Annotated in this window: 18 protein-coding genes and 1 tRNA gene; 10 read left to right on the top strand and 9 right to left on the bottom strand. The window is 64.0% G+C overall.

The window, feature by feature from the left end:
• The first annotated feature begins 169 nt into the window (after positions 1–169).
• Genes CAPSK01_RS05410 through CAPSK01_RS05400 form a run of 3 tightly spaced genes read left to right on the top strand, consistent with a single transcriptional unit; the run spans position 170 to position 3,842 of the window.
• The gene (locus CAPSK01_RS05410; protein WP_273703148.1) at positions 170–2,077 is read left to right on the top strand and encodes a glycosyltransferase family 39 protein; all 1,908 of its coding nucleotides are present in this window, start codon (positions 170–172) and stop codon (positions 2,075–2,077) included.
• On the top strand, positions 2,074–3,324 hold the full coding sequence (locus CAPSK01_RS05405) for a glycosyltransferase family 9 protein (protein WP_273703147.1): 1,251 nt from the start codon (positions 2,074–2,076) through the stop codon (positions 3,322–3,324). The genes CAPSK01_RS05410 and CAPSK01_RS05405 overlap by 4 nt, the downstream gene beginning before the upstream one ends.
• Positions 3,321–3,842, top strand: coding sequence for a GtrA family protein (locus tag CAPSK01_RS05400; RefSeq protein ID WP_273703146.1), 522 nt, complete (start codon positions 3,321–3,323; stop codon positions 3,840–3,842). Before CAPSK01_RS05405 ends, CAPSK01_RS05400 begins: the two co-directional genes overlap by 4 nt.
• Positions 3,843–3,855: 13 nt before the next feature.
• On the opposite strand, the gene folE is transcribed toward CAPSK01_RS05400, so the two are convergent.
• Positions 3,856–4,500: a GTP cyclohydrolase I FolE gene (gene folE / locus CAPSK01_RS05395; RefSeq protein WP_034923457.1), complete on the bottom strand. Its 645-nt coding sequence runs from the start codon at positions 4,498–4,500 to the stop codon at positions 3,856–3,858.
• A gap of 173 nt (positions 4,501–4,673) precedes the next feature.
• Here folE and CAPSK01_RS05390 point away from each other — a divergent pair, with 173 nt between their 5' ends.
• From CAPSK01_RS05390 to CAPSK01_RS05380, 3 genes are all read left to right on the top strand, one after another.
• Positions 4,674–5,918: a nitronate monooxygenase gene (locus CAPSK01_RS05390; protein WP_034923945.1), complete on the top strand. Its 1,245-nt coding sequence runs from the start codon at positions 4,674–4,676 to the stop codon at positions 5,916–5,918.
• A gap of 49 nt (positions 5,919–5,967) precedes the next feature.
• Entirely contained in the window at positions 5,968–6,819 is an 852-nt protein-coding gene (rlmJ, locus tag CAPSK01_RS05385) for a 23S rRNA (adenine(2030)-N(6))-methyltransferase RlmJ (protein WP_034923455.1), read from the top strand.
• 160 nt (positions 6,820–6,979) lie between these two features.
• Positions 6,980–7,825: a DUF3313 domain-containing protein gene (locus CAPSK01_RS05380; protein ID WP_273703145.1), complete on the top strand. Its 846-nt coding sequence runs from the start codon at positions 6,980–6,982 to the stop codon at positions 7,823–7,825.
• 10 nt (positions 7,826–7,835) lie between these two features.
• Here the strand turns inward: CAPSK01_RS05380 and chrA are convergent, their stop codons facing one another.
• From chrA to queA, 3 genes are read right to left on the bottom strand one after another with little or no spacing between them, the layout of a single operon-like run.
• Entirely contained in the window at positions 7,836–9,188 is a 1,353-nt protein-coding gene (gene chrA, locus CAPSK01_RS05375; protein ID WP_034923452.1) for a chromate efflux transporter, read from the bottom strand.
• A complete protein-coding gene (locus tag CAPSK01_RS05370; RefSeq protein ID WP_273703144.1) occupies positions 9,185–13,402 on the bottom strand; it encodes a DEAD/DEAH box helicase in 4,218 nt (1,405 codons plus the stop codon). The genes chrA and CAPSK01_RS05370 overlap by 4 nt, the downstream gene beginning before the upstream one ends.
• Positions 13,403–13,443: 41 nt before the next feature.
• Positions 13,444–14,484 (bottom strand): tRNA preQ1(34) S-adenosylmethionine ribosyltransferase-isomerase QueA, encoded by a 1,041-nt coding sequence (gene queA, locus CAPSK01_RS05365; RefSeq protein WP_034923449.1) that lies wholly within the window; start codon positions 14,482–14,484, stop codon positions 13,444–13,446.
• Between the two features lie 125 nt (positions 14,485–14,609).
• Between queA and CAPSK01_RS05360 the strand changes: the two genes are divergently transcribed.
• From CAPSK01_RS05360 to CAPSK01_RS05350, 3 genes are all read left to right on the top strand, one after another.
• A tRNA-Leu gene (locus CAPSK01_RS05360) sits at positions 14,610–14,696 on the top strand.
• A 117-nt stretch (positions 14,697–14,813) separates the two neighbouring features.
• Positions 14,814–15,761 (top strand): hydroxymethylbilane synthase, encoded by a 948-nt coding sequence (gene hemC / locus CAPSK01_RS05355; protein WP_034923446.1) that lies wholly within the window; start codon positions 14,814–14,816, stop codon positions 15,759–15,761.
• The gene (locus tag CAPSK01_RS05350; protein WP_034923443.1) at positions 15,758–16,534 is read left to right on the top strand and encodes a uroporphyrinogen-III synthase; all 777 of its coding nucleotides are present in this window, start codon (positions 15,758–15,760) and stop codon (positions 16,532–16,534) included. The genes hemC and CAPSK01_RS05350 overlap by 4 nt, the downstream gene beginning before the upstream one ends.
• On the opposite strand, the gene hemF is transcribed toward CAPSK01_RS05350, so the two are convergent.
• The 5 genes from hemF to dusB form a co-directional block, all read right to left on the bottom strand.
• On the bottom strand, positions 16,529–17,476 hold the full coding sequence (hemF, locus tag CAPSK01_RS05345) for an oxygen-dependent coproporphyrinogen oxidase (RefSeq protein ID WP_273703196.1): 948 nt from the start codon (positions 17,474–17,476) through the stop codon (positions 16,529–16,531). The genes CAPSK01_RS05350 and hemF overlap by 6 nt on opposite strands.
• 55 nt (positions 17,477–17,531) lie before the next feature.
• Positions 17,532–18,812, bottom strand: coding sequence for a phosphoribosylamine--glycine ligase (purD, locus tag CAPSK01_RS05340; protein WP_034923440.1), 1,281 nt, complete (start codon positions 18,810–18,812; stop codon positions 17,532–17,534).
• A 138-nt stretch (positions 18,813–18,950) separates the two neighbouring features.
• Entirely contained in the window at positions 18,951–20,516 is a 1,566-nt protein-coding gene (gene purH / locus CAPSK01_RS05335; RefSeq protein ID WP_034923437.1) for a bifunctional phosphoribosylaminoimidazolecarboxamide formyltransferase/IMP cyclohydrolase, read from the bottom strand.
• A gap of 42 nt (positions 20,517–20,558) precedes the next feature.
• Entirely contained in the window at positions 20,559–20,804 is a 246-nt protein-coding gene (locus CAPSK01_RS05330) for a helix-turn-helix domain-containing protein (protein WP_034923434.1), read from the bottom strand.
• Positions 20,801–21,841, bottom strand: a complete 1,041-nt coding sequence (gene dusB, locus CAPSK01_RS05325; RefSeq protein WP_034923430.1) for a tRNA dihydrouridine synthase DusB — start codon at positions 21,839–21,841, stop codon at positions 20,801–20,803. The genes CAPSK01_RS05330 and dusB overlap by 4 nt, the downstream gene beginning before the upstream one ends.
• 229 nt (positions 21,842–22,070) lie before the next feature.
• Here dusB and CAPSK01_RS05320 point away from each other — a divergent pair, with 229 nt between their 5' ends.
• On the top strand, positions 22,071–22,355 hold the full coding sequence (locus CAPSK01_RS05320) for a hypothetical protein (RefSeq protein ID WP_034923428.1): 285 nt from the start codon (positions 22,071–22,073) through the stop codon (positions 22,353–22,355).
• The last annotated feature ends 597 nt before the right edge of the window (positions 22,356–22,952 follow it).

Below are 22,952 nucleotides of genomic sequence, written 5' to 3'. Positions count from 1 at the left end.
TTGCAGGGATTGGCAACGCTGATCCTGGTCCGTGATCTTGCGGCCATTGTGCTGCGCTACGGCTGCTGACTCATTGCTCCGCCGAGAGAGAGCGTCAACTGGAAACCATCGAAACCGCCTCTCGCCGGGCTCTTCCGCAGAAGCACATGCCGCCACGACCGGCATGAGCTTGCTCGCTACCCCCGCAAACATCGACCGCGCGCCCGTGCGGGGCTGGTGCCTGGCCGCCATTGCCGCCGCGCTCGCCGATGTCCTGATGTTCGTGATCCTGGATCGTGCCGGCGTGTCGCTCGAGCCTGCGCAGGCGCTGGCCTTTGCCGCCGCGCTGTTGGCCGCGCTCGGCGTGCTACGGAGCTTCGCCTGCGAGCATCGCTGGACGACGCTGTGCTTTGTCGTCGCACTCGCCTATCCGCTGCGCGCCGGCGTGCTCTCGCTGTTGGCGGCGCAGGGGTCGCCTCTCGTCGCGATCGTGCCAGCGGCGCTGGCGGGTGCGCTGACCCTGCTGCTCGGCGGCAGGGTGATTGCTGCGGGGACGCGCCGCCAGGATTTCGCCATTGCGGTGCCGCTGGCGGTCATCTATCTGCTGGTGCTGCGCCTGGTCTACCTCGGGCAGATCGAGCTGGCTCCGCAGGAGGCGTACTACTGGAACTATTCGCAGCATCTCGACATCGGCTACCTCGACCATCCGCCGCTGGTCGCCTGGCTGATCGCCGCCACCCTTGCCCTTGGCGATGGCGAGTTCTTCGTGCGCCTGCCGGCAGTGCTCTCCTGGGCGGTGATGCTTGCTTTCAGCGTCGCTTTTGCGCAGGACATGGCAGGGCGCGGCAACGCCCTGCGTACCGCCCTGCTGGCCGCGACGCTGCCGTTCTGCTTCGGCATCGGAGTGATGATCACGCCCGATGCGCCCCTCGCCGCCGCCTGGGCGGCGGCGCTGTTTTTCCTGCAGCGCGCACTGCTCGGCGAAAGCAGGGTGGCCTGGCTCGGCGCCGGGCTGGCGATCGGCATCGGCATGCTTGCCAAGTACTCGATGGTGCTGGTGCCGGCAGCCGCTTTCGTTTTCATGCTCGTCGATGCGCGTTCGCGCCGCAGCCTGCTCTCGGCGTGGGCCTGGGGGGGCGTGCTCGTCGCGCTGCTGGTGTTCTCGCCGGTCATCGTCTGGAACCTCCAGCACGACTGGGCGTCGTTCGCCTTTCAAGGTTCGCGACGGCTGGCGGCGCGGGCACCGCAGTTCAGTCTGCCGGAGTTCCTGGCTGCTGCGCTCCTGCTGCTGACGCCGCTTGGCGTGCTCGCCCTGTGGCGGCTGTGGCGACCGCGCGGCGACATGAGTGCCACTTTTCAGGCAACGCTGGCCAACGACGAGCGGACCTTGCTGACCGGACGGCGACGCCTGTTCATGCTGGTCTTGACGCTGCTGCCGCTGCTCGTCTTCGCGATATCGAGCCTGCGCGCGGAGACCAAGTTTCACTGGACCGGGCCGATCTGGCTGGCGATCCTGCCGGTGCTCGCGGCGACGATGACCCGGCCGGGACTCGGCGAAGGCACGCTCGATCGCCTGCTCGCCCGCGGCTGGGTGCCCCTGCTGCAGGCGCTGATGCTGGTCTACGCCTACGGCCTGTTCTACTACCCGGTCTGGGGGCTGGCCGGCCTGCGCGCCCACCACGACTATCTGGAAATGGGTTGGCGCGACCTGCGCGAACAGGTGCAGGCGATCGAGGAAGCGGTACTCCTTGAAACCGGCCGCCGTCCCGCCGTCGTCGGCCTCGACAGGCACAACACCGCCGACGAAATGGCCTTTTACGATCCGCGTGGCGACGGTGCCCGCGACACCGCCAGCCGGCACCTCTTCTTCAATGAAAACGCCGTGATGTACGAATTCTGGTTTCCGCGTTCGGCATTTGCCGGGCGCGATCTGATCGCGGTCTCGGGCTGGCGCGGCAACCTCGAAGATCCGCGTCTGCTTGCCACGGCCACGCGCCTCGGCCCGGTGCAGGCGCTTACTGCCAGGAAAGGCGGGGTCATCGTCGCTACCTACCATGCGCGGGTGGTCTATGGCTATCGTCCGGCACCGCTGCCATGATGAACATCAAGCTTCAGCGTGCCATCGATCGCTATCTCGGCGTGCCGCTGTGCGCGTTCGCGTCGCTGCTCGAACGGCTGCGCGCGTGGCGTGCGGCGCCGCAACGACCCGTATCGCCACCGCAGCGCATCGTCGTGATCCTGCTCTCGGAGATGGGCAGCCTGGTCCTCGCACAACCGATGTTCGCGCTGCTGCGCGCACGTTACCCGGCAGCCTCGCTGCATGTCCTGCTGTTCGGCAAGAATCGCGAGGTTCTCGATCTGATGGCCAGCGTCCCGCCGGAGAACGTCATCGCCATCGACGACCGCTCGCTGGGTGGGCTGCTGCGCACACTCCTCGCCGCGGTCCGCAGCTTGCGCCAGTTGCAACCGGATGCGGTGCTCGACTGCGAACTCTTCGCACGCATCAGCAGTCTGCTGTCGTGGCTGTCCGGGGCGCCGCTGCGGGTCGGTTTTCACCGCCACACGCAGGAAGGGCTGTACCGCGGTTCGTTCATCAACCGGCCGGTGCTCTACAACCCGTATCGCCACCTGTCGCTGCAGTTCCTGACGCTGGCGCGGGCGATCGAATCGCAGACCCATCCGCTCGACAAGGAGAGCCTCGACGAGGGCCCGCTGCCGTTGCCGGCGCTGTTGCCGGCATTCCGGACGGGCGAGGTCGAGGCCTTCGGCACGCGCTTTTGCGAAGACTTTCCGCTCATCGCGGGCCGGCGGCTGGCGCTGCTCTATCCGAGCGGCGGCATTCTGCCGATCCGCGCCTGGCCGGTGGCGAACTGGCGGCAGGTGGCCAGCGGTCTGCTCGCCGAGGGCTACGCCGTGGCGATCATCGGCCTGCCCGCCGACAAGGCGCTCGGTCGGGCACTCGTCGAAGCGGTCGCGCATCCCGACTGCATCGACCTCACGGGGTACACGAAATCGGTGCGCGAACTCGTCGCGCTGCTCGGGATCGCCGCGCTGCTGGTCACCAACGACGGCGGGCCGGCGCAGTTTTCTTCGCTGACCGGGGTGCCGACGGTGGCCTTGTTCGGCCCCGAGACCCCGCTGCTCTACGGCCCGCTCGGCGAGCACGCGTGCTGCCTGCACCTCGCACTTCCCTGCTCGCCCTGCCTGACCGCGTACAATCACCGCAACTCGCCGTGCGACGGCGACAACCAGTGCCTGCAGCGGATTGCGCCGGCGCAGGTGCTCGCCGAGGCGCGCATCGTCGTCACCCGTGCCCATCCGCCGGCTGATCGGGATGTGGCATGACGTGCTTCGAGAGGCTCCGGCAACTGCCGCTGCTGGGCCGTCTGTTGCGTCACCGATTCATCAAGTTCGGGATCGTCGGCGCGTCCGGGACGCTGGTCAACGTGGCCGTCCTCTATCTCGCGCAGGAGACCCTGTGGGTGACCATCACGCCGCCGTCGCTGCGCCTCAACCTGTCGCTGGCGGTCGCGATCTTCTTCGCCACAATCAACAACTTCCTGCTCAACCGCGCCTGGACCTGGCTCGATCGGCGGCCGCATGTGCACACCCCGATCCTCCTGCAGTTCGGCCAATACACGATCGCCTGCTGGCTGGGCATCGCACTGCAGTTCGCGCTGACACACGCCTTCGCCAGTCACCTGCATTATCTGCTGGCGAACGTGCTGGCGATCATCATCGCCAGCATCGCCAACTTCGTGCTCAATGATCACTGGACCTTCGGCCGCCTGCGTCTGCTGATCCGCCGCTGGCGTCGCCAGCACCCGCAGCACGGCGAGTCGATCGGGCCGCCAAGACGATGAACAAGCTCTGTTTTCAGTCGTTGCGGCGGCCGCCGGCGATGGCGCGCAGGAACTCGTTGCGCAACTGCGGCGAGTGCTCGAATTCGCCGCTGAACGACTGGGTAATCACCCGCTCGTCACCACGCCGGTCTTCGCCGAGCAGCAGGCACAACTGCTCGGCTTCGACCACGCAGGCCGCTCCGCGCGCCTGGCCGTGCTGCATCAGCGCGTCGGCAATATCGCGGGTCATCCATTCCTGATAGGTGAAGCGATGACCAATCGCATCGACCAGGCGGGCGATGCGACCGAAGCCGTGCAGGCGACCGCCGGGCAGATAGGCGACGTGCGCGACACCGCGAAAAGGCACCAGGTGGTGCGGGCAGACGCCATGTACGGCGATGCCGCGCACCACCACCAGATCGCTGCGCTGATCGGCAAAGCCATCGCCGAGCGCGGTCGCCGGGTCGAGGTCGTAACCCCCAAGCAGGCGGCGCTGCCAGAGTTCGCAGACGCGCTGCGGGGTTCGCCCGATGTGCGCGGCATCCGGCGCAATCCCGCAGGCGGCCAGCAGATCGCCGACCGCGCGCTCGAAAGCGGCCGGGTCGAAGGCATGCTGGCGTGGAATGCCGATCTCGTTTGCGGATGCGGGCGCGGGGTCGGGGTGGCTGCAGTCGGACATGGCTTGCTTCCTTTTGGCATGGCGGGCAGGGGAGATGATACACGCGTGATTTCGTTTGACGCAGCAGGCCATCCAGGCGGTTGATGAGCGATAATGCCGGGCTTGGGATATTTTCGCGATTGCCGGTGCCGGTGCTGGCGCTGGCGTCGCTGCTTCGGTTGGGAAGGACCGGCATGAAGAGCGTTGATGATTTCCGTCTGCAGTTCGGCAAGAAGGAACTGGTACCGATCGTGATCGGCGGCATGGGTGTCGATATTTCGACCGCCGAACTGGCGCTCGAGGCCGCCCGACTCGGCGGTGTCGGACATATTTCCGATGCCATGGTCAATACCGTTGCCGATCGGCGGTTCAACGCCAAGTTCGTCAAGGACAAGCTCCGGCAGTACAAATTCAACGTCGCCAATACCGACAAATCGATGGTTCGTTTCGATCTCGGGCAGCTCGCCGAGGCCACCCAGATGCACGTCGGCAGAACCATGGAAGCCAAGCGAGGCGAGGGCCTGATCTTCGTCAACTGCATGGAGAAGCTGACCATGAACGCCCCGCGCGAGACGCTGCGCGTGCGCATGGCCGCAGCGCTCGACGCCGGCATCGACGGGATCACGCTGGCGGCCGGCCTGCATCTCGGTTCCTTTGCGCTGATCGAGGATCATCCGCGTTTCCGCGATGCCAAGCTCGGGATCATCGTTTCCTCGCTGCGCGCGTTGCAGTTGTTCCTGCGCAAGACCGCCCGCTGCCGGCGATTGCCCGACTACGTGGTGGTCGAAGGACCGCTGGCCGGAGGACACCTGGGTTTCGGCATGGACTGGGCAAATTACGATCTGGCAACGATCTTCGCCGAGATTCATCGCTATCTGCAGGCCGAGCAGCTCGATATTCCCCTGATTCCGGCGGGTGGGATCTTTACCGGTAGCGATGCCGTGTCGTTTCTCGAAAGCGGTGCAGCCGCCGTCCAGGTGGCGACGCGCTTTACCGTGTCGAAGGAGTGCGGCTTGCCGGAGGACGTCAAACAGCGTTATTTCGAAGCCAGCGAAGATCAGATCGAGGTCAACCAGATTTCCCCGACCGGCTACCCGATGCGCATGTTGAGCAACAGTCCGGCGATTGGCGACGGAATTCGGCCCAATTGTGAGGCCTACGGCTATCTTCTCGACAGTACCGGCAATTGTTCGTACATCAGTGCGTACAACCGGGAGGTGGAAGCGAATCCCGGCGTCAAGAAAATAACGGTCCGCGACAAGACCTGTCTGTGTACGCAAATGCGCAACTTCGATTGCTGGACCTGCGGCCACTATGCGTACCGCCTCAAAGACACCTCCAGGCGCCTGCCGGATGGCAGCTACCAGTTGCTGAGCGCGGAGCATATCTTCCGCGATTATCAGTTCAGTACCGACGGCAAGATCGCGGTGCCGGCATAGTGCGCGTGCCGCCGGGCGTTGTTGCCACCGCAGGGCAGGGTTCTGGCCGATGCTGAGCTATCGTCACGCCTTTCATGCCGGCAACCACGCCGATGTCCTCAAACACCTGGTGCTGGTGCAACTGACGCGCTACCTCGGCCAGAAGGACAGCGCTTTCTGGTACGTCGATACGCACGCCGGGGCGGGGGCTTATGCGCTCGATTCCGGGCATGCAGCCAAGCTTGCCGAGTACCGGGACGGCATTGGACGGTTATGGGGGAGGCAGGATCTGCCGTCGGCCCTGCAGGACTATCTCGGCCTGGTGCGCGCAGCCAATCCCGATGGTCGTCTGAAGATCTACCCCGGTTCGCCTTCCCTGGCGATGGCGACGATGCGGACACAGGACCGCCTACGGTTTTTCGAGCTGCACAGCCGCGATGTCATGCGTCTGCGAGACCATTTCGCGGCCTGCGGCAAACGCGTGATCGTTGAGGAGAGCGACGGATTCGCGGCCCTCAAGGCCTTGTTGCCGCCGCCGCCGCGGCGAGCAGTGGTCCTCATCGACCCGCCGTACGAGGAGCGGCGCGATTACGATCGGGTGGTGCATTCGCTCAGGGAGTGCCTGTCGCGCTTTCCTGGCGGCACCTATCTGCTGTGGTATCCCCAACTGACCCGGCTCGAAGCGCACCATTTGCCGCCGCGCCTGAAGCACCTGCCGGCAAGCCGCTGGCTGCAGGTTACGCTACGCGTCAGAACGCCAGCCAGCGACGGTTTCGGGATGCACGGCAGTGGCCTGTTCGTGATCAATCCACCCTGGACCCTGGAAGCGACCTTGCAGGCAGTGATGCCCTGTCTGGTCGAGCGACTCGGGCAGGATGCAGGCGCGGGTTACACGCTTGAAAGTCAGGATTCCGCCCGCTAGGGATGGCGAGCATGGGACTCAAACTGCCAGGCTTCATCGCGCTCCCCGGCCGCTGTCGTGGCCGCGCAGGGCAAGGGTGTCGGCTTGCTTGGGCGCCATCGACAGCAGGTGCGGCGGCATCACCAGTGTACAATGGCCGCTTTGAACCATGGGAGAAGCGATGATGACTGCGACAAAGGGACTTTCCGATCCGGCCACGGGTCAACCGGCCGTATCCACCAGACCCCGTCGGCTGGCCCACCAGGCCACGCTCATCGGCGGCATTGCCGGCACCCTGCTGCTCGGCGGCTGTGCCGAATTGACGGGCCCATCGGGCGACGTGACGGTCAGTGATCCGACACGGATCACGCGCAGCGGCTTTCTCAGTGACTACCCGCGTCTGAAGAAAGCGCCCGGTAGCGACGGCGCGCTGTGCTGGCGGAACCCCGATGTCGACCTCAAACGCTACGACAAGGTGCTGATCACCCGCATTCTGGTCAGCCTCAAGGCGGATCAGCAGGAGGCGGTCGACCCGACCGACCTCAAGGCACTGGTCGATTATTTCCACAATGCCCTGAACAAGTCCCTGAAACCGCAGATGCAGATCGTCACGCAACCCGGGCCGGGGGTCCTGGTGTTGCGGATCGAGCTCACCAACCTGGTGCCGACGCAGGTCAGCCGGAGTCTGGCAGGCACCGCGATCCCCTACGGCTTCGTCGCCGAAGCTGCTTCCGGTCCGGCATCGGGGAGACCTGCGGGTTCGACGCCTTATCTTGGCGAGACCGGCATCGAAATGCAGTTTCTCGACGGCGCCAGCAACGTCGTTCTTGGCGAGTGCGCCGATGCGCAGATCGGCCGCAAGTACGCCGCCGACATTGATGCCGGCGCGGCCGCTGCCACCAATACCTGGATCAAGGGTTACATGAGCTCGTTCCAGAGCTGGTCGTACGCGCGCGACGCTTTCGACAAATGGTCGTTGCAGATCGCCGATCGATTGGCCGTGCTGCGCGGGGTGAAACCCCGGTAGCCCGTTCGGGTCAGGACAGCATGAGCATTTCAACCAGCAGGCCGACGACGGCGCAGGCCGCGATGACGACAATGACATTCTGCCGGTAGCAAAACAGCGCGACCGCGGCACCGAGAGCGATCAGCGCGGAGATCCAGTCGAAGCTGCCGGCGAAACCTCGCGGCCAGAGGACATGGTAGCCGAAGAACAGCGCCAGATTGAGGATCACGCCGACCACCGCCGCGGTGATGGCGGTCAGCGGTGCGGTGAATTTCAACTGGTTGTGGGTGGTCTCGACCAGCGGTCCGCCGAGCAGGATAAAAACGAACGACGGCAGAAAGGTGAACCAGGTCACCAGCGAGGCAGCGACTGCGCCGGCAAGGAACAGGCTGTCCGGGCCGAAAACGGCCTTGAGGTAGCCACCGACGAAGCCGACAAAAGCGACCACCATGATCAGCGGCCCGGGCGTGGTTTCTCCGAGCGCGAGGCCGTCGATCATCTGGGTCGCAGTCAGCCAGCCGTAGTGTTCGACGGCCCCCTGGTAGACGTAGGGGAGAACGGCATAGGCGCCGCCGAAGGTCAGCAGCGCGGCCTTGGTGAAAAACCAGCTCATCTGCGTCAGCGTGTGCTGCCAACCATAGGTCGCAGTCAGCAGGCCCATCGGGATGGCCCACAGAAGAGCCGCGACGATGAGCACCCTGATCAGTCTGTACCATCCGAAGCGGGCATGCTCGGGAGTTGGCGTGTCGTCGTCGATCAAGGCCGGACCGAACACGGCTTCGACCGGGCCGTGGCCGCCGCCAAGCTGGAATTTCTCGGGGGCGACATGTCCGCCGATGTAGCCGAGCAGTGCGGCTACCGCGACGATGACGGGAAACGGCGCGGCGAGCGCGAAGATGGCGACGAAGGAAGCCGCCGCGATCGCCCAGAGGAACGGGTTCCTCAGGGCACGCAATCCGATCCGGTACGCCGCCTGGACGACAATGGCGGTGACTGCCGGCTTGATCCCGTAAAACAGACCAGCCACCAACGGCGTCTCGCCGAAGGCGATATAGACCCAGGACAGACCGATCAGAAGCAGCAGCGAGGGCAGCACGAACAGGGTTCCGGCGACCATGCCGCCACGCGTGCGATGCATCAGCCAGCCGATGTAGGTGGCCAGTTGCTGGGCTTCGGGACCGGGGAGCAGCATGCAGTAGTTGAGTGCGTGCAGAAAGCGACGCTCGGAAATCCAGCGACGGCGTTCCACCAGTTCCGCGTGCATCATCGAAATCTGTCCTGCCGGGCCGCCGAAACTGATGCATCCGAGCTTGAGCCAGAAGGCAAACGCCTGCCAGAAGCTGACTGAGGGGGGGGCTGCAGGGTTCGCGAGGCCGTGGTTCATGTCATTTCCCCCCGAATCAGCGCCACCAGATCTTCGGTCGATGGCAAGGCACTGGCTTCGCCTTCGGCAAGAATGCTCTCGGCGAGCGCGCGTTTTTCATGGTGCAGGTCGACGATGCGTTCCTCGACGGTGCCCCTGGTGACCAACCGGTAAACGGTGACCGGTCTGGGCTGTCCGATGCGGTGCGCACGTCCCGTCGCCTGATCCTCGGCCGCCGGGTTCCACCACGGGTCGGTGATCACCACGTAGTCGGCGGCGGTGAGGTTGAGGCCGAAGCCGCCGGCCTTGAGACTGATCAGGAAGAGGTCGCCTTCGCCGGCCTGGAATGCGGCGACCCGGCGCGTTCGCTCGGCGGCGGGAGTGGCACCGTCGAGGTACTGATAGCGGATTCCGGCTGCGTCGAGCGGTTCGCGGAGGATGGTCAGGAAATCGACGAACTGGCTGAAGACCAGCGCCTTGTGGCCGTTGGCAATGAGCTCGCTGGCCAGTTCGCCAAAGGCCTGCACCTTGGCACCGCTGATCCCGAACTCCGGGCTGCACAGGCGCGGGTCGCAGGCGGCGCGCCGCAGGCGCGTCAGCTGCGCGAGGATGTTGAAGCGGGATTGAGTTTCCGGCGTGCTGTCGAGCGTGCTGCTGATCTCGTTTGCGGCTTCGCGGCGCAGGGCTTCGTAATGCGCAGCTTCGGCACTCTCCGGGCTGACCGTCAGGATCAGCTCGATGCGTGGCGGCAGTTCCTGCAACACTTCCGCTTTGCTTCGTCGCAGCACGAAGGGACCGATCAGGCGCTTGAGGACATGCTGGGCGTCGCGGTCGCGGTTGCGTTCGATCGGACCCGCGAAGCGCTCGTTGAAGCGGTTGACGGTGCCGAGCAGGCCGGGATTGGCAAAACGCATGATCGACCACAGGTCGGCGAGGCGGTTTTCCACCGGCGTTCCGGTCAGCGCCAGGCGAAAATCGGCCTTGAGCTCGAACACCGCCTGCGAGCGCTTGGCGGCTGCATTCTTGATCGCCTGTGCTTCGTCGGCGATCAGCGTGTGCCAGTTGCGCCCGGTGAAGCGTTCCTGCGCGAGTTGCAGCAGCGTGTAGGAGACGATCAGCAGATCCTGCGGCCCGGCCTGGCTGACCAGTTCCTCGCGTTCGCTGTCACCGGCGTCGCTGTAGATGCGGGCGTTGAGCGTCGGTGCAAAACGACGTGTTTCGGCGAACCAGTTGCCGCATACCGAGGTCGGTGCGATGACCAGCGCCGGCCCGCTGGCGGCGCGCTCGAGCAGCACGGCGAGTGCCTGCAGCGTTTTGCCCAGGCCCATGTCGTCGGCCAGACAACCGCCCATGCTGGCGGTCGCCAGACGCATTGCCCACTGGTAGCCGTCTTCCTGATAGGGCCGCAGCCTGACCTGCAGCAGGCTCGGCAGTTTCGGTTCGGTGGACTGGGCGCTGCGCAAGCGCTCGAGGGCCTCGCGAAAATCCTTGCCGGCGTCGAGCCGGGTGCCATCAAGAATCTCGTCGAGCCAGGCGGCGGCGATCGTGGGTGCCTTGCTCCCCTGCTTGTCGGTTTCGATAACCGCTGCGAGTTCGCTGAGCTTTTGTTTGAGTGAGCGCGTCAAGGCTGCATAAACACCGTCACCCATCGGGATGAAGCGGGATTTTTCGCGTGCCGCCGTCAGCAGGGTTTCGAGCTGCAGTACCAGGCCCTCGTCGAGCGTCACCTGCCCGGAGAGGCGGAACCAGTCGTGCTCGCGGCTGACGCTGACACCGAGCTGCCGCGTATCGACGCTGACGACGCGAACGGCCTTGCCCTTGGGCCATTCAACCGCGGCAATCGCGGCCAGCGTCGGCAGCGTTTCGACCGCCCCGAGTGCCTGCTCGGGGTCTTCGATCAGCCACTCGCTGACGCCGTCGCTGCCGTCGAGGAAGGGCAGGGCGTCGAGTACCGCTTCGAGATGCTGGCGCTCGCTCTGGAGGTTGCGTTCGGTGCCGACGCTTTCGCCTCCGAGCACGCTCATCAGGCGGAGTCGGCCGCTGCCTGCCGGCAGGCGCGGGCCGTCGGGCCCCAGCGGTGTCACTACCAGGCGCAGCGCCAGGTGCTCGCCGACCGGCGAGAGTTCGGCACGCAGGCGTGAATCGCTGGCGACCTGTCGGGAAGCCTGTGCCGAGTCGGCGTGTACCTGGAAACGTCCGGACAGCGCACGCAAGGTCTTTTCGACTTCGGCCTGCGCTCCCGGCGCATTGGCGGGAATGGCTACGCGCCTCGAGATGAGCTGCGCAGCCTGCTGCTGCGCCGTCGAAAAACGCACCAGCCGGAGACGCTGCGGGCCGTCCTGGACGAGCGTGAGCAGGCGCAGCGCTTCGTTCTCGCGACGCATCTCAGCGTCTTCGACATAGAGGTACGCGCTTTCGACGACGGGTCGCAACGGTGGCTCGATGCGCATCACGAAATGTTCGCCCTGACGGACCAGTTCCAGCTCCGGCTGCGTTTCGCTGAGTTCGACGAATTGTTCCGGCGCGTTTGCCAGGACGATGCACGGATGGCCCACCAGGGCGACGATCGCCGTTGGCAGGTCGATGCGATAGCGGTTGCTGTAACCGCGCTCGGGGCGCAGCGCGCGCGCCACCTTGGCATCCCACGCCGGCAGATGTTCGTTGCCGAAGATTTTCACGAGGCTCAGCACGCGGGGTCGGCCCCAGCCGCGCTGAACGCGCTTCTGTTCGAGCGGTTTGATGCCGAGCAACTGGCCCTCCTTGCCGATCTCGATGGCCCAGAGCAGGCGTGTCGTTTCGCTGCCGGCGTCGGCAGCAGTCTGCTCGCCGCCGAGTGATTGCAGGGCGTCGAGAATCACGCGCCATTGCTCGCCAGCCGCGGCGACAAAATAGCCGGTCGGTGGATCGCGTCCGGAAAGCAGCTCTTCGGCGCCACGCAGCATGTGGCTTGGCAACTTCAGATGAGCGTTCAGCAGTTTTCGCCGCAGGGCCATGATCGTCTCATGCCAGCCGCTGGCCGTATGCCGTGTAATCTGCCTACCTGGCGCAGTGATCGTCTCGCTACCCAGCCAGGCCGAGAGCAGAATGGCCCAGAACGAATCCAGTTCCCAGCACTGTTCCTGGTTTCGGACCGGCTGGAAAGCGGCATGGATGATCGGCGTCTTGCCGAGACGAACGTCGATGGCATGGACCCAGCGCCCCCATTTGCTGAATACACTCGGATCGCGCTGGCCGGCTTCGCCGATGCAGAACTTGCGCGCCAGTTCCAGATGCTTCGGGGTCGACTGGGCGAGCAATGCGAGTGGGTAGAGCCAGCCAATACTTTCGGGCAGCAGGTGTTTGCTGCCGCCGATTTCGCCCTTGCGCTGCTTCAGTGCTGCCTCGAAGGCGGCCTGCCCGGCTGCCCACTGGCTATCGACGACCAGGGCTGCGGCCCGGATCGCGGCAGCGAGGCCGTTATCGAGCCCCTGCAGCGTTTCCTGCAACAGTTCAGCGTCACTGCGTTGCAATGCCAGCTCGGCAAGCGCCGAACGCAGATCGTCGGACACCTGGTCGGGGCGCCGCCTGAGCTGGTCAAGAGCCCACTCCGCGATCGGGTTGAAATCCGGCGCCCAGTTCAAGCATATCGATGCCACGCCCAGGCAGGCGAGCCGCGAGCGTTCGACCGGATCGATGGACTCGAAACTGGGGCCGTCGAAGCCGAGCAGGAGGGCCTGCGTGAGGATGAAGTTCCAGTCCATCGAACGTGCGACCCGTTGCCGGATCGCTGAGAGCTCTTCGCTCGGTGTGCCGGAAAAGAACTTGGCGCGCACATAGGCAATGGTCGCCGGAAGACTGCTGCTCGGCCAGTAGTAGCCGAAGCGCGTGAGGTCGAAACCATCGAGTTTGGCGATCAGACCCGGCAGGCAGTTTCCTGGCCGGGTCTCGAGCAACTGCCGGTAGAGCGGCGCACGCAAAGCGTCCACGAGTTGAAAGGCGGTGGGGTGGCGCGCCGCATCGTCGAGCAGCAGTTTCTTGTCCTTGAGTTCTTGGACCGCGTTCTTTACATCGTTGAAGGTGAACGCTCTTCCGGTGCTGGTGGTCAGACCACTCAAACCGAGCAGGTGGTGTACGTCGGTCTGCGTACGGGCGGTCCACAACAGTGCGCAGGCCAGGGCTGCCTTGTGCGTGTCGGGAGTCAGTCCATGCTTGTCGAGTCGCTCGATGGCGGTGTTGTTCAAGGCGTTCTTGAGCATGGCGGCAGCTTCGGAAAGGGGAGGATAGGTTTGTGAATGAATCAGCCGCGGTGCAGCAGCATGGCGTCACCATAACTGAAGAAGCGATAACGCCGATTGATCGCGTGCCGATACGCGCTGCGGATGGCATCCAGTCCGGCAAAAGCCGAAACGAGCATCAGCAGCGTCGATTTCGGGAGGTGAAAATTGGTGATCAGCCGGTCTACGACGCGAAAGTGGTAGCCCGGAGTGATGAAGATGTCGGTTTCGGCCGCGCCAGCGTGCAGCTCGCCGTGCGCTGCAGCCGCTTCGAGCGCACGCAGGCTGGTCGTCCCGACGGCGATGACCTGGCCGCCGCGGGCACGCGTGCGGGCGATCGCAGCGGCCGTCGCCGGCGGAATTTCGAAACGTTCGGCGTGCATGCGGTGCTCGGAGATGCGCTGTACTCGCACTGGCTGGAAGGTGCCGGCACCGACGTGCAGCGTCAGCCAGGCGATCTCGGCACCGCGCTTTGCGAGTTCGGTCAGCAGCGCCTCGTCGAAGTGCAGGCCGGCAGTGGGCGCAGCGACGGCGCCGGGGTGGCGGGCGAAAACCGTCTGATAGCGCGCTTCGTCGGCAGCGCTGGCCGCGTGCGTGATGTAGGGCGGCAAGGGCAGGCGGCCGTGGCGATCGAGCAGGCTCCAGAGATCATTCTCGCCGACTGGTTCCAGCAGTTCCAGGTCGAAGAACTCGTGCTGTTCACCGCTACGCCCGCGTACGCTGAGCAGGATGGCATTTTCAAGAAGGATGCGGCTGCCGGCTTGCGGCGCTTTGCTGGCGCGGATTTGTGCCACGGCATGGCGAGCATCGACGATGCGCTCGATCAGAACCTCGACCTGGCCGCCGCTTTCCTTCCGCCCAAAGAGGCGCGCGCGGAGCACGCGCGTATCGTTGAACACCAGCAGATCGCCGGCATCGACGATTTCCGGCAGCTCGCTGAAGTGGCGATCGTGGATGGTGCCGTCGGCCAGTTGCAACAGACGACTGGCGGTGCGTTCTGCGGTCGGATGCTGGGCGATCAGTTCGCCGGGAAGATCGAAGTCGAAATCGTCGAGTGTCAGCATGCGTGGGGGGTCTGTAGAGGGTGGCCGGGCAAGCGCCGGCGCAGAACGGAATGTTATCTGCTTGTTCCTGACTGGAGAATCAGCGATAATCAGAGCCTCTTCCGGCTCGCGAGTTGCGAGCCACAGCCGAGATGGCGGAATCGGTAGACGCAGCGGACTCAAAATCCGCCGGTGGAAACATCGTGGGGGTTCGATTCCCCCTCTCGGCACCATCCAGAACAGCGCATGCTTGCAAAGCTTCGGATTGTAACACGCCCATTAGAACGCCCATCAAGGTCTGTGCGTCGGTGTTACGGCGTGCATGCCGGTGCCGCTAGCGGAACCCTGCCTTGAACTCACCAGAGCCAGTTCAGTCGCGTATCGTCATCGCCTCGCGTGAGTCGCGCCTGGCTCTGTGGCAAGCCGAGCATGTCCGTGGATGCCTGATGGAGTTATACCCACGGAGTCGCATCGAGATCCTCGGCATGACGACTCGCGGCGACCAGATCCTCGACCGTCCGCTGTCGGCGATCGGCGGTAAAGGGTTGTTTATCAAGGAACTCGAAGTGGCGATACAGGAAGGCCGTGCTGACCTCGCCGTGCATTCGATGAAGGACCTGCCGATGGAAATGCCTGCAGGCTTCACCCTCGCAGCCATTTCGGCGCGTGAAAATCCCTGCGATGCCTTTGTTTCGAACCGCTTTGCCGGGCTCGACGAGTTGCCGGCCCAGGCCGTGGTCGGAACTTCCAGCCTTCGTCGCGCAGCGATCCTGCGCGCCGGATATCCGCAACTTGTGATCCGCAGCCTGCGTGGTAACCTCGATACGCGGCTCAGGAAGCTCGATGCGGGTGAGTACGATGCGATCGTCCTCGCTGCCGCAGGCTTGATACGTCTGGGCCTGGCAGCACGGATCAGGTCTATCCTGACGCCAGAGCAGTCACTGCCAGCACCAGGGCAAGGAATCCTCGGGATCGAGGCCGCATCAGGGCGTGCTGACATCATGGCCCTGCTGGAACCACTCAACGACAGCGAGAGCGCGCACTGTGTGCGCGCCGAACGGGCCTTTTCGCGTGCTTTGGGGGGGAGCTGCCAAGTCCCGCTCGCTGCCTACGCGTTGCTCGATCGCGGTCATCTCTGGCTGCGTGGCTTCATCGCGACGCCGGACGGCAAGCAGATGATCGCCGGGGAACAGTACGGTGCGCCGGAAGACGGCGAGTCGATCGGTTACCTGCTCGCGCAGAGGCTGCGTGAACAGGGGGCCGAGGTCATCCTGGAGAAACTCGCCAGCGGCCAATGAAGCAGCCCTTGCGCGGCCTGACGATCGTCGTGACGCGCCCGCGCGCGCAGGCGTCGCGCCTGGCTGGCTGGATTGCCGAGCAGGGCGGCGAGCCGCTGATCTTTCCGCTGCTCGAGATTTCTCCGGTCATTGACCCTGCCCCCTTGCAGGCGGCAATCACGCGTCTCGGAGACTACTCGCTGGCGATTTTCATCAGCCCGAACGCAGTCGATTTCAGTGTCCCGGCGATTCTTGCCAGACAGGCGTGGCCATTGGGTCTGCGGGCGGTGGCGATTGGCCAGAGCAGCGTCGCGCAGCTTGCCCGTTATGGCATCGACCATGCGCTGGCGCCGGTCGAGCGCTTCGATTCGGAGGCGCTGCTCGAACTTCCGGAAATGCAGTGCGCGGGCGTTGCCGGCAAGCGTGTGCTGATCTTTCGCGGTAACGGTGGCCGCGAACTGCTGGCCGATACCCTGCGCGAACGGGGCGCCGAAGTCGACGCCGTGAGTTGCTACCAGCGCTCGGCACCGGCTGACCCGGCCCCGCTGCAGGCGCTATGGCGCAGTGGCCAACTCGACGCACTGACGATTTCATCGAGCGAGGGCCTGCGCAATCTCGTCGGCCTGCTCGACGCCCCGGCGCGCGCCTGTCTGCGCGGCACGCCGATGTTCGTGCCGCATCAGCGCATCGCCGAGCTGGCGCAGGCGCTTGCCATGCGGCAGGTTATCCTGACCGGAGCAGCCGACGCCGGGATCATCGCAGCACTATGCAGCCATGATTGGCAGCGATCATGAACCAACAACCGGCCCCGCAGCCGGGGCTTCCGTCCAGTCGCGTGGTGCCAGCATGTCGTAGAGCGCGGCTTCGGCGCTGCCGGCTTCAGGATGCCAGTCGTAGCGCCATTTGACGACCGGAGGGAGCGACATCAGGATCGATTCGGTGCGCCCGCCCGACTGCAGGCCGAATAGCGTGCCGCGATCCCAGACCAGGTTGAACTCGACATAACGTCCGCGTCGGTACGCCTGGAAGTCACGTTCGCGTTCGCCGTAGGGCAGGGCCTGCCGCTTTGCAATGATTGGCAGGTAGGCTTCCGTAAACGCGTCACCAACCGCCCGGGTCAGCGCGAAGCAGCGCTCGAAGCCACCTTCGCTGAGGTCGTCGAAGAAGATGCCACCGACTCCGCGCGGTTCGTTGCGGTGCTTGAGGAAAAAGTACTCGTCGCACCATTGCTTGTAGCGCGCATGCGTGTCTGCTCCAAAGGGCTGCAACGCCTGCTTGCAGGTCATGTGGAAATGCCGGATGTCTTCGGCAAAGGGGTAGTAGGGAGTCAAGTCCATGCCGCCGCCAAACCACCAGGCAGGGTCGGCATCGGCCCGGGTTGCGATCAGGGCGCGCACGTTCATGTGCGCGGTCGGGCAGTAGGGGTTTTCCGGATGCAGGACCAGCGAAACGCCCATCGCGGCGAAGGCGCAGCCCGCCAGTTCGGGGCGTTTGGCGGTCGCCGAGGCCGGCAACGCGGCGCCGCTGACCTGCGAGAAAGCGACGCCGCCGCGTTCAATGACACGACCTCCCTCAAGGATGCAGGTGCGGCCGCTGCCCGCGAGTGGCGAGTGGACTTCCTTTTCCCAGGGGTCGGCGCGGAAGCTCGCGCCGGCACGGCCCTCGAGCGTTTCGATTGCCGTGACGATACGCGTTTGCAGGTCGGTGAAGTACGCCTTGAGGCGGGTCGGGTCAATCATCCCTGGCCCGCAACCGCAGGTGCCGTGGCGGCTGGTGACTGTCTGGCCTCGCTCACCGGCTGACTGCGCGGTGGCCGATGTCGCGGCGATACTGCATGCCGTCGAAGTGGAGGTCGATGATTATGTCATAGGCGCGTTTCTGTGCCTGCCTGACGTTGTCGGCAAGTGTCGTGACACACAGCACACGTCCTCCGGCGGTGACGATCCGGCCATCACGCTCGGTGGTGCCGGCATGGAAGACATGACTGTCGTCGCTGTCCTGCGGTAGACCGCTGATCAGATCGCCGGTGCGCGGAGTACCGGGGTAGTTGGCTGCGGCCAGCACGACGCCCAGCGCGACACGACGGTCCCAGCTCGCTTCGACCAGGTTGAGCCGGCCGGCGACGGCATGGTCGAGGAGGGTCAGCAGGTCGGATTTCAGGCGCATCATGATGGGCTGTGTTTCCGGGTCGCCGAGGCGGCAATTGAACTCGACGGTCTTGACCGATCCGTCCTTGCCAATCATCAGGCCAGCGTAGAGGAATCCGGTGTAGGGGATACCGTCGGCAGCCATTCCCCGTACCGTCGGCAGAATGATCTCGCGCATGGCGCGGGCGTGGACTTCCGGCGTGACCACGGGTGCTGGTGAGTAAGCGCCCATGCCACCGGTGTTGGGGCCGGTATCGCCGTCGCCGATGCGCTTGTGATCCTGAGTCGACGCCAGCGGCAGTACATTCTTGCCGTCGACCATGACGATAAAACTGGCTTCTTCGCCTTCGAGAAATTCTTCGATCAGCACGCGTGCTGGGGCCGAGTCTTTCGCCGGGCTGTCACCGCTGGCGGGGAGCATCCGGTCAATCGCGTCATGGGCTTCAGAGAGGTCCATGGCCACCACCACTCCCTTGCCGGCAGCCAGTCCATCGGCCTTGATGACGATCGGCGCGCCCTGCTGGTCGACGTAGGCGTGCGCCGCGCGGCTATCGGAGAAGGTTGCAAAGCGGGCGGTGGGAATGTTGTGCCTGGCCATGAAGCGCTTCGCGAAGTCCTTCGAGCTTTCGAGTTGGGCGGCTTCCCTGGTCGGACCGAAGATCTTCAGACCGCGGTCGCGAAAAAGATTGACGATGCCGGCAGCGAGCGGCGCTTCGGGACCAACTACCGTGAGATGGACCTTGTGCTTGGCGGCGAAGTCAGCGAGCGCTTCGGGGTTGGTGAGGTTGACGTTTTCGAGTTCACGCTCGCGCGCCGTGCCCGCGTTGCCAGGCGTGACGAAGACCTTCTGCAAACCGGGGGTCTTCGCCAGCCGCCAGGCGAGTGCGTGCTCGCGACCGCCTGAGCCGATGACCATTAACTTCATGACAGCCCTCTCCCCACCAGAACTTGAACTGCTGTGTGTACCCTCTGGCGCGCACCCGTCGAGCTGCGCCGTGCCTCGCCACTGACGACTCTGACCATGATCTTCTGCACCGTGTCCTCCCCGGCATCACTCAAAGAATCAATGCCGGAAGTGCCGGGCACCGGTGAACACCATCGCCAAGCCATGCTCGTCGGCGGCAGCGATCACTTCCTCATCACGCATCGAGCCTCCAGGCTGGATGACAGCCTTGGCGCCTGCCGCCGCGAGGACGTCAAGCCCGTCGCGGAAAGGGAAGAAAGCATCGGAGGCGACACAGGAACCGGCCAGGTCGAGGCCGGCATTCTGCGCTTTATTGGCCGCGATGCGGGTCGAATCGACGCGGCTCATCTGGCCGGCGCCCACGCCGAGGGTCATGCCGCGACCGCAAAAGACGATCGCATTGGACTTGACGAACTTGGCAACCCGATAGGCGAAGAGCAGATCCTCGACCTGTGCGTCAGTCGGTGCGAGCTTGCTCACCACTCTCAGGTCGGAAGCCTGGACGTTGAACTGGTCGGGGGTCTGCAACAGTAGCCCGCCACCGACGCGCTTCATTTCGAAAGTATGCTGGCCTCTGGCCAGCGGCAGTTCGAGGACGCGCAGGTTCTGTTTGGTGGCCAGCATCGCCCGGGCAGTGTCGCTGAAAGCCGGTGCCAGCAGGACTTCGACGAAATGCTTGCGGGCATTCATGGCGGCCACGACATCGGCGTCGACCGTGCCGTTGAAAGCGATGATGCCGCCAAAGGCCGAGGTCGAGTCGGTCTGGAAGGCTTTTTCGTAGGCAGGCAGCAGGCCGACATCGATTGCCACACCGCAGGGATTGGCGTGTTTGATGATCACGCAGGCGGGCTTGTCGAAAGTCTTGACACACTCCCAGGCGGCGTCGGCATCGGCGATGTTGTTGTACGAGAGTTCCTTGCCCTGCAACTGCCGATAGTTGGCGATCGAACCCGCAAGTGGCGTGGGATCGCGGTAGAAGGCCGCTTGCTGATGCGGGTTCTCACCGTAACGCAGCGTCTCGACGCGATCAAAGGCGAGTTGCAAAGAATCGGGAAACGGCCCGGCCTGGTTCGATTCGTCGAGTGAAGTCAGCCAGTTGGCAATCGCCGCGTCGTAGCGCGCAGTGTGCGCAAAAGCCTTTTTGGCAAGCATGAAACGGGTGTCAAGACTCAGCGCGCCATCGCTGGCCGTCATCTCGGCGAGCAGCGCGGGGTAGTCCTCGGGGTCGGTGACCACGGCCACACCAGGGTAATTTTTGGCTGACGAACGCAGCATTGCCGGGCCGCCGATGTCGATGTTCTCGATCGCCTCGGCGAGTGTGACACCGGTTTGGGCAATGGTTTCACGGAATGGGTAGAGATTCACACATACCAGATCGATGGTCGGGATGCCATGCCGTTCAAGCGTCGCCATGTGCTCGGGCAGATCGCGACGCGCCAGGATGCCGCCATGTACTTTCGGATGCAGGGTCTTGACGCGGCCGTCGAGCATTTCCGGGAAGCCTGTGTAATCGCCCACCTCGGTAACCGGCAGACCCGCGTCGCGGAGCATCCGGGCGGTGCCACCAGTCGATAACAGTTTGACATCATGAGCGATCAGGCCCTGCGCGAATTCGAGGGCGCCATTCTTGTTGGAGAGGCTGATCAGGGCTTGGCGGATTTTCATGGTAGGCAGGTGGCAGCTCTTGGAAAAGGGTAAAAGGAGTGTTCAGTCGATCAGTTTGTGGTCGACCAGTTTCTTACGCAGCGTGTTGCGATTGATCCCAAGGATTTCGGCCGCCAAGGTCTGGTTGCCGCCGGTCTGTCTGAGTACCACTTCAAGCATTGGGCGCTCGACGCTCTTGATCACCATCGCGTAAACTGCAGCCGGCTTCTCGCCTTCAAGTTGTTGAAAGTAGTTTTCCAGCGCCTTGCCGACGCAAGTTGCGATATGGTCGTCGTCATTGCGCTTCATGCTGCAAGGTCCTCGAAGTTGGCATGCGGTGAAGGGGCCGTGCTGACGTAGCTCAAATGCTCCTGGTATTCCGCAAGGGCACAGAAAAAGTTATTGACTGCCTGCCTTTGCAGTTCGATGGTCGGCAACTGGTTCATCCTGTGACGGAAAGCTGCCGAGCCGACCAGACCCCTTGTATACCAGGAAATATGCTTGCGCGCGATACCGACCCCAGTTTCGACACCGTAAAAGAGATATAGATCCTCAAGGTGCTCGAGCAGTACCTCGTGAATTTCACTGACCCTTGGTGGAGGCAGGTAGGTCCCGGTGTTCAGGAAATACTCGATCTCGCGGAACAGCCATGGGCGCCCCTGTGCGGCGCGTCCGATCATCAGCGCGTCGGCATGGGTGGTATCAAGGACATGCTTTGCCTGTTCAGGAGAACTGATGTCGCCATTGGCGATAATGGGAATTGTCGCCACGGCTTTTGCTGCTTGGATCGTCTCATATTCGGCCTGGCCGCTGTAGCCGCAGGCGCGCGTTCGGCCGTGCATTGCCAGGGCTCTGATTCCTGACTGCTCTGCGATCTTTAGGATGTTCAAGGCATTGCGATTGTTCTTGTCCCAGCCGGTGCGGATCTTCAAGGTCACCGGGGTGCTCGGTACGGCATTGACGACGGCCTCGAGAATTTTCCGGACCAGCGGCTCGTCCCTGAGCAGGGCCGAACCGGCCATGACGTTGCAGATTTTCTTCGCCGGGCAGCCCATGTTGATGTCGATGATCTGAGCCCCTCGCTCAACGTTGTAACGTGCCGCAGCAGCCATCATCGAGGGGCTGGCGCCGGCAATCTGTACTGAAATCGGCGCAACCTCGCCGGCATGGTTGGCGCGACGCCGGGTCTTCATGCTGCCATAGAGCAGGGAGTTTGAAGTGACCATCTCGGATACAGCCAGACCGGCACCCATGCATTTGCAGAGTTGCCTGAAGGGGCGATCGGTGACGCCCGCCATCGGCGCGACGAACAACTGATTGCGAAGCGAAAAACCGAGAAATTCCATGCTGGTAAGGTGCCGATGGGCAAGGCAAGGCTCGGATTCTACCGCGATTGCTGCCGCGAAAACAGACACTACTTGCCCCTGGAAGAAACGCGAAAGGGCTTCTGGCGTTCTCCTCAGACCGGATCGCGATGCCGATGCGGTTTTCTTGATGCTGGTTGTCAACCGCTGCATGCAGAGAGCGTTACTCCCAGCATGGTTGGCACGACAATATTTGGACAGGAGAATAAAAATGGGTAGCCTAAGCAGCGAGTCTTTTGACCAGTTTCTCGAATCACTCAAGCAGGCGGGCGTGGAAATCAGCAATGAATGCGAGTTGCGCGAGCGGCTGGCCGAAGCTCAGCGTTGGCGCTTTGCTTTTGCTACGCTGGCAGCCAACGGCCGCCCATTGGGAATTCGTTTTCAGGATAGTAGTCATGGCGTGAACGAGGCGGATATCCACCGGACCTTTGCCCGCTTCCAGTTCCCTGAAATCTTGCAGACCACCTTTGCGGCCAGCCTTCGGGTTGAGCACTGATCACTGATCTTTCTGGCTAGTAGCTGTACCGCCGGCCTGTTGGCTCGACAGGCCGGGCACTTTCGACAGACCGACGTTCCTACAAAGTTGATCCTTGTTGAACGACGGTGGCCAGGTGAGTCATAATGTCGGTATGAATGACTTACCCCCCCAGGATCCGCGCCGGCGGCTCCGAGAACTTCTCGCCATTCCTGAGCGCGATCGAACCGACGAGCAATGGGATGAAATCATTGAGATCGAGATCACCCTTGCTCCGGGAAACCGTGAGTCCGATCGTCCTTCGGATCGGCAGCCGGAGAAGCGCCAAAGTACCTCAGGTCAGGGCCGACGTCCGGAACAACGGAAGAGTGGTACCCGGCCTGCTCCCCAGAGGTCTGACCCGCGCCCGTCCGCTGCCAGATCTGACCCCACGTTGGACGCTCCGCCTGATGTGCGCCCGTCCGACACGCGACCACCCAAGCGACATGTGCGGCGGCCAAGGCGCCCACCCGAAACCCCAAGCGAAGGCTGATCGAGTTTCGTTCGTAGCGCGCTTGGCCAGGTACGCTGCGGCACCGTGTTGTCAGTGTTGACAACCGGCGCGTACCGGCGGCGGGG

This window comes from Candidatus Accumulibacter vicinus (assembly GCF_000584955.1).
Classification (GTDB): domain Bacteria; phylum Pseudomonadota; class Gammaproteobacteria; order Burkholderiales; family Rhodocyclaceae; genus Accumulibacter; species Accumulibacter vicinus.
The sequence above is the reverse complement of the archived record's forward strand: the minus strand, read 5'-3'. Positions and strand labels throughout refer to the sequence as shown.

Bases quoted from the DNA above. Each gene is read 5' to 3' on its own strand.
- folE (WP_034923457.1), bottom strand. From the start codon at position 4,500: ATGTCCGACTGCAGCCACCCCGACCCCGCGCCCGCATCCGCAAACGAG.
- CAPSK01_RS05400 (WP_273703146.1), top strand. From the start codon at position 3,321: ATGACGTGCTTCGAGAGGCTCCGGCAACTGCCGCTGCTGGGCCGTCTG.
- CAPSK01_RS05405 (WP_273703147.1), top strand. From the start codon at position 2,074: ATGATGAACATCAAGCTTCAGCGTGCCATCGATCGCTATCTCGGCGTG.
- CAPSK01_RS05380 (WP_273703145.1), top strand. From the start codon at position 6,980: ATGATGACTGCGACAAAGGGACTTTCCGATCCGGCCACGGGTCAACCG.
- CAPSK01_RS05350 (WP_034923443.1), top strand. From the start codon at position 15,758: ATGAAGCAGCCCTTGCGCGGCCTGACGATCGTCGTGACGCGCCCGCGC.
- CAPSK01_RS05370 (WP_273703144.1), bottom strand. From the start codon at position 13,402: ATGCTCAAGAACGCCTTGAACAACACCGCCATCGAGCGACTCGACAAG.
- purD (WP_034923440.1), bottom strand. From the start codon at position 18,812: ATGAAGTTAATGGTCATCGGCTCAGGCGGTCGCGAGCACGCACTCGCC.
- chrA (WP_034923452.1), bottom strand. From the start codon at position 9,188: ATGAACCACGGCCTCGCGAACCCTGCAGCCCCCCCCTCAGTCAGCTTC.
- rlmJ (WP_034923455.1), top strand. From the start codon at position 5,968: ATGCTGAGCTATCGTCACGCCTTTCATGCCGGCAACCACGCCGATGTC.
- purH (WP_034923437.1), bottom strand. From the start codon at position 20,516: ATGAAAATCCGCCAAGCCCTGATCAGCCTCTCCAACAAGAATGGCGCC.
- CAPSK01_RS05320 (WP_034923428.1), top strand. From the start codon at position 22,071: ATGGGTAGCCTAAGCAGCGAGTCTTTTGACCAGTTTCTCGAATCACTC.
- CAPSK01_RS05330 (WP_034923434.1), bottom strand. From the start codon at position 20,804: ATGAAGCGCAATGACGACGACCATATCGCAACTTGCGTCGGCAAGGCG.
- queA (WP_034923449.1), bottom strand. From the start codon at position 14,484: ATGCTGACACTCGACGATTTCGACTTCGATCTTCCCGGCGAACTGATC.
- CAPSK01_RS05390 (WP_034923945.1), top strand. From the start codon at position 4,674: ATGAAGAGCGTTGATGATTTCCGTCTGCAGTTCGGCAAGAAGGAACTG.
- dusB (WP_034923430.1), bottom strand. From the start codon at position 21,841: ATGGAATTTCTCGGTTTTTCGCTTCGCAATCAGTTGTTCGTCGCGCCG.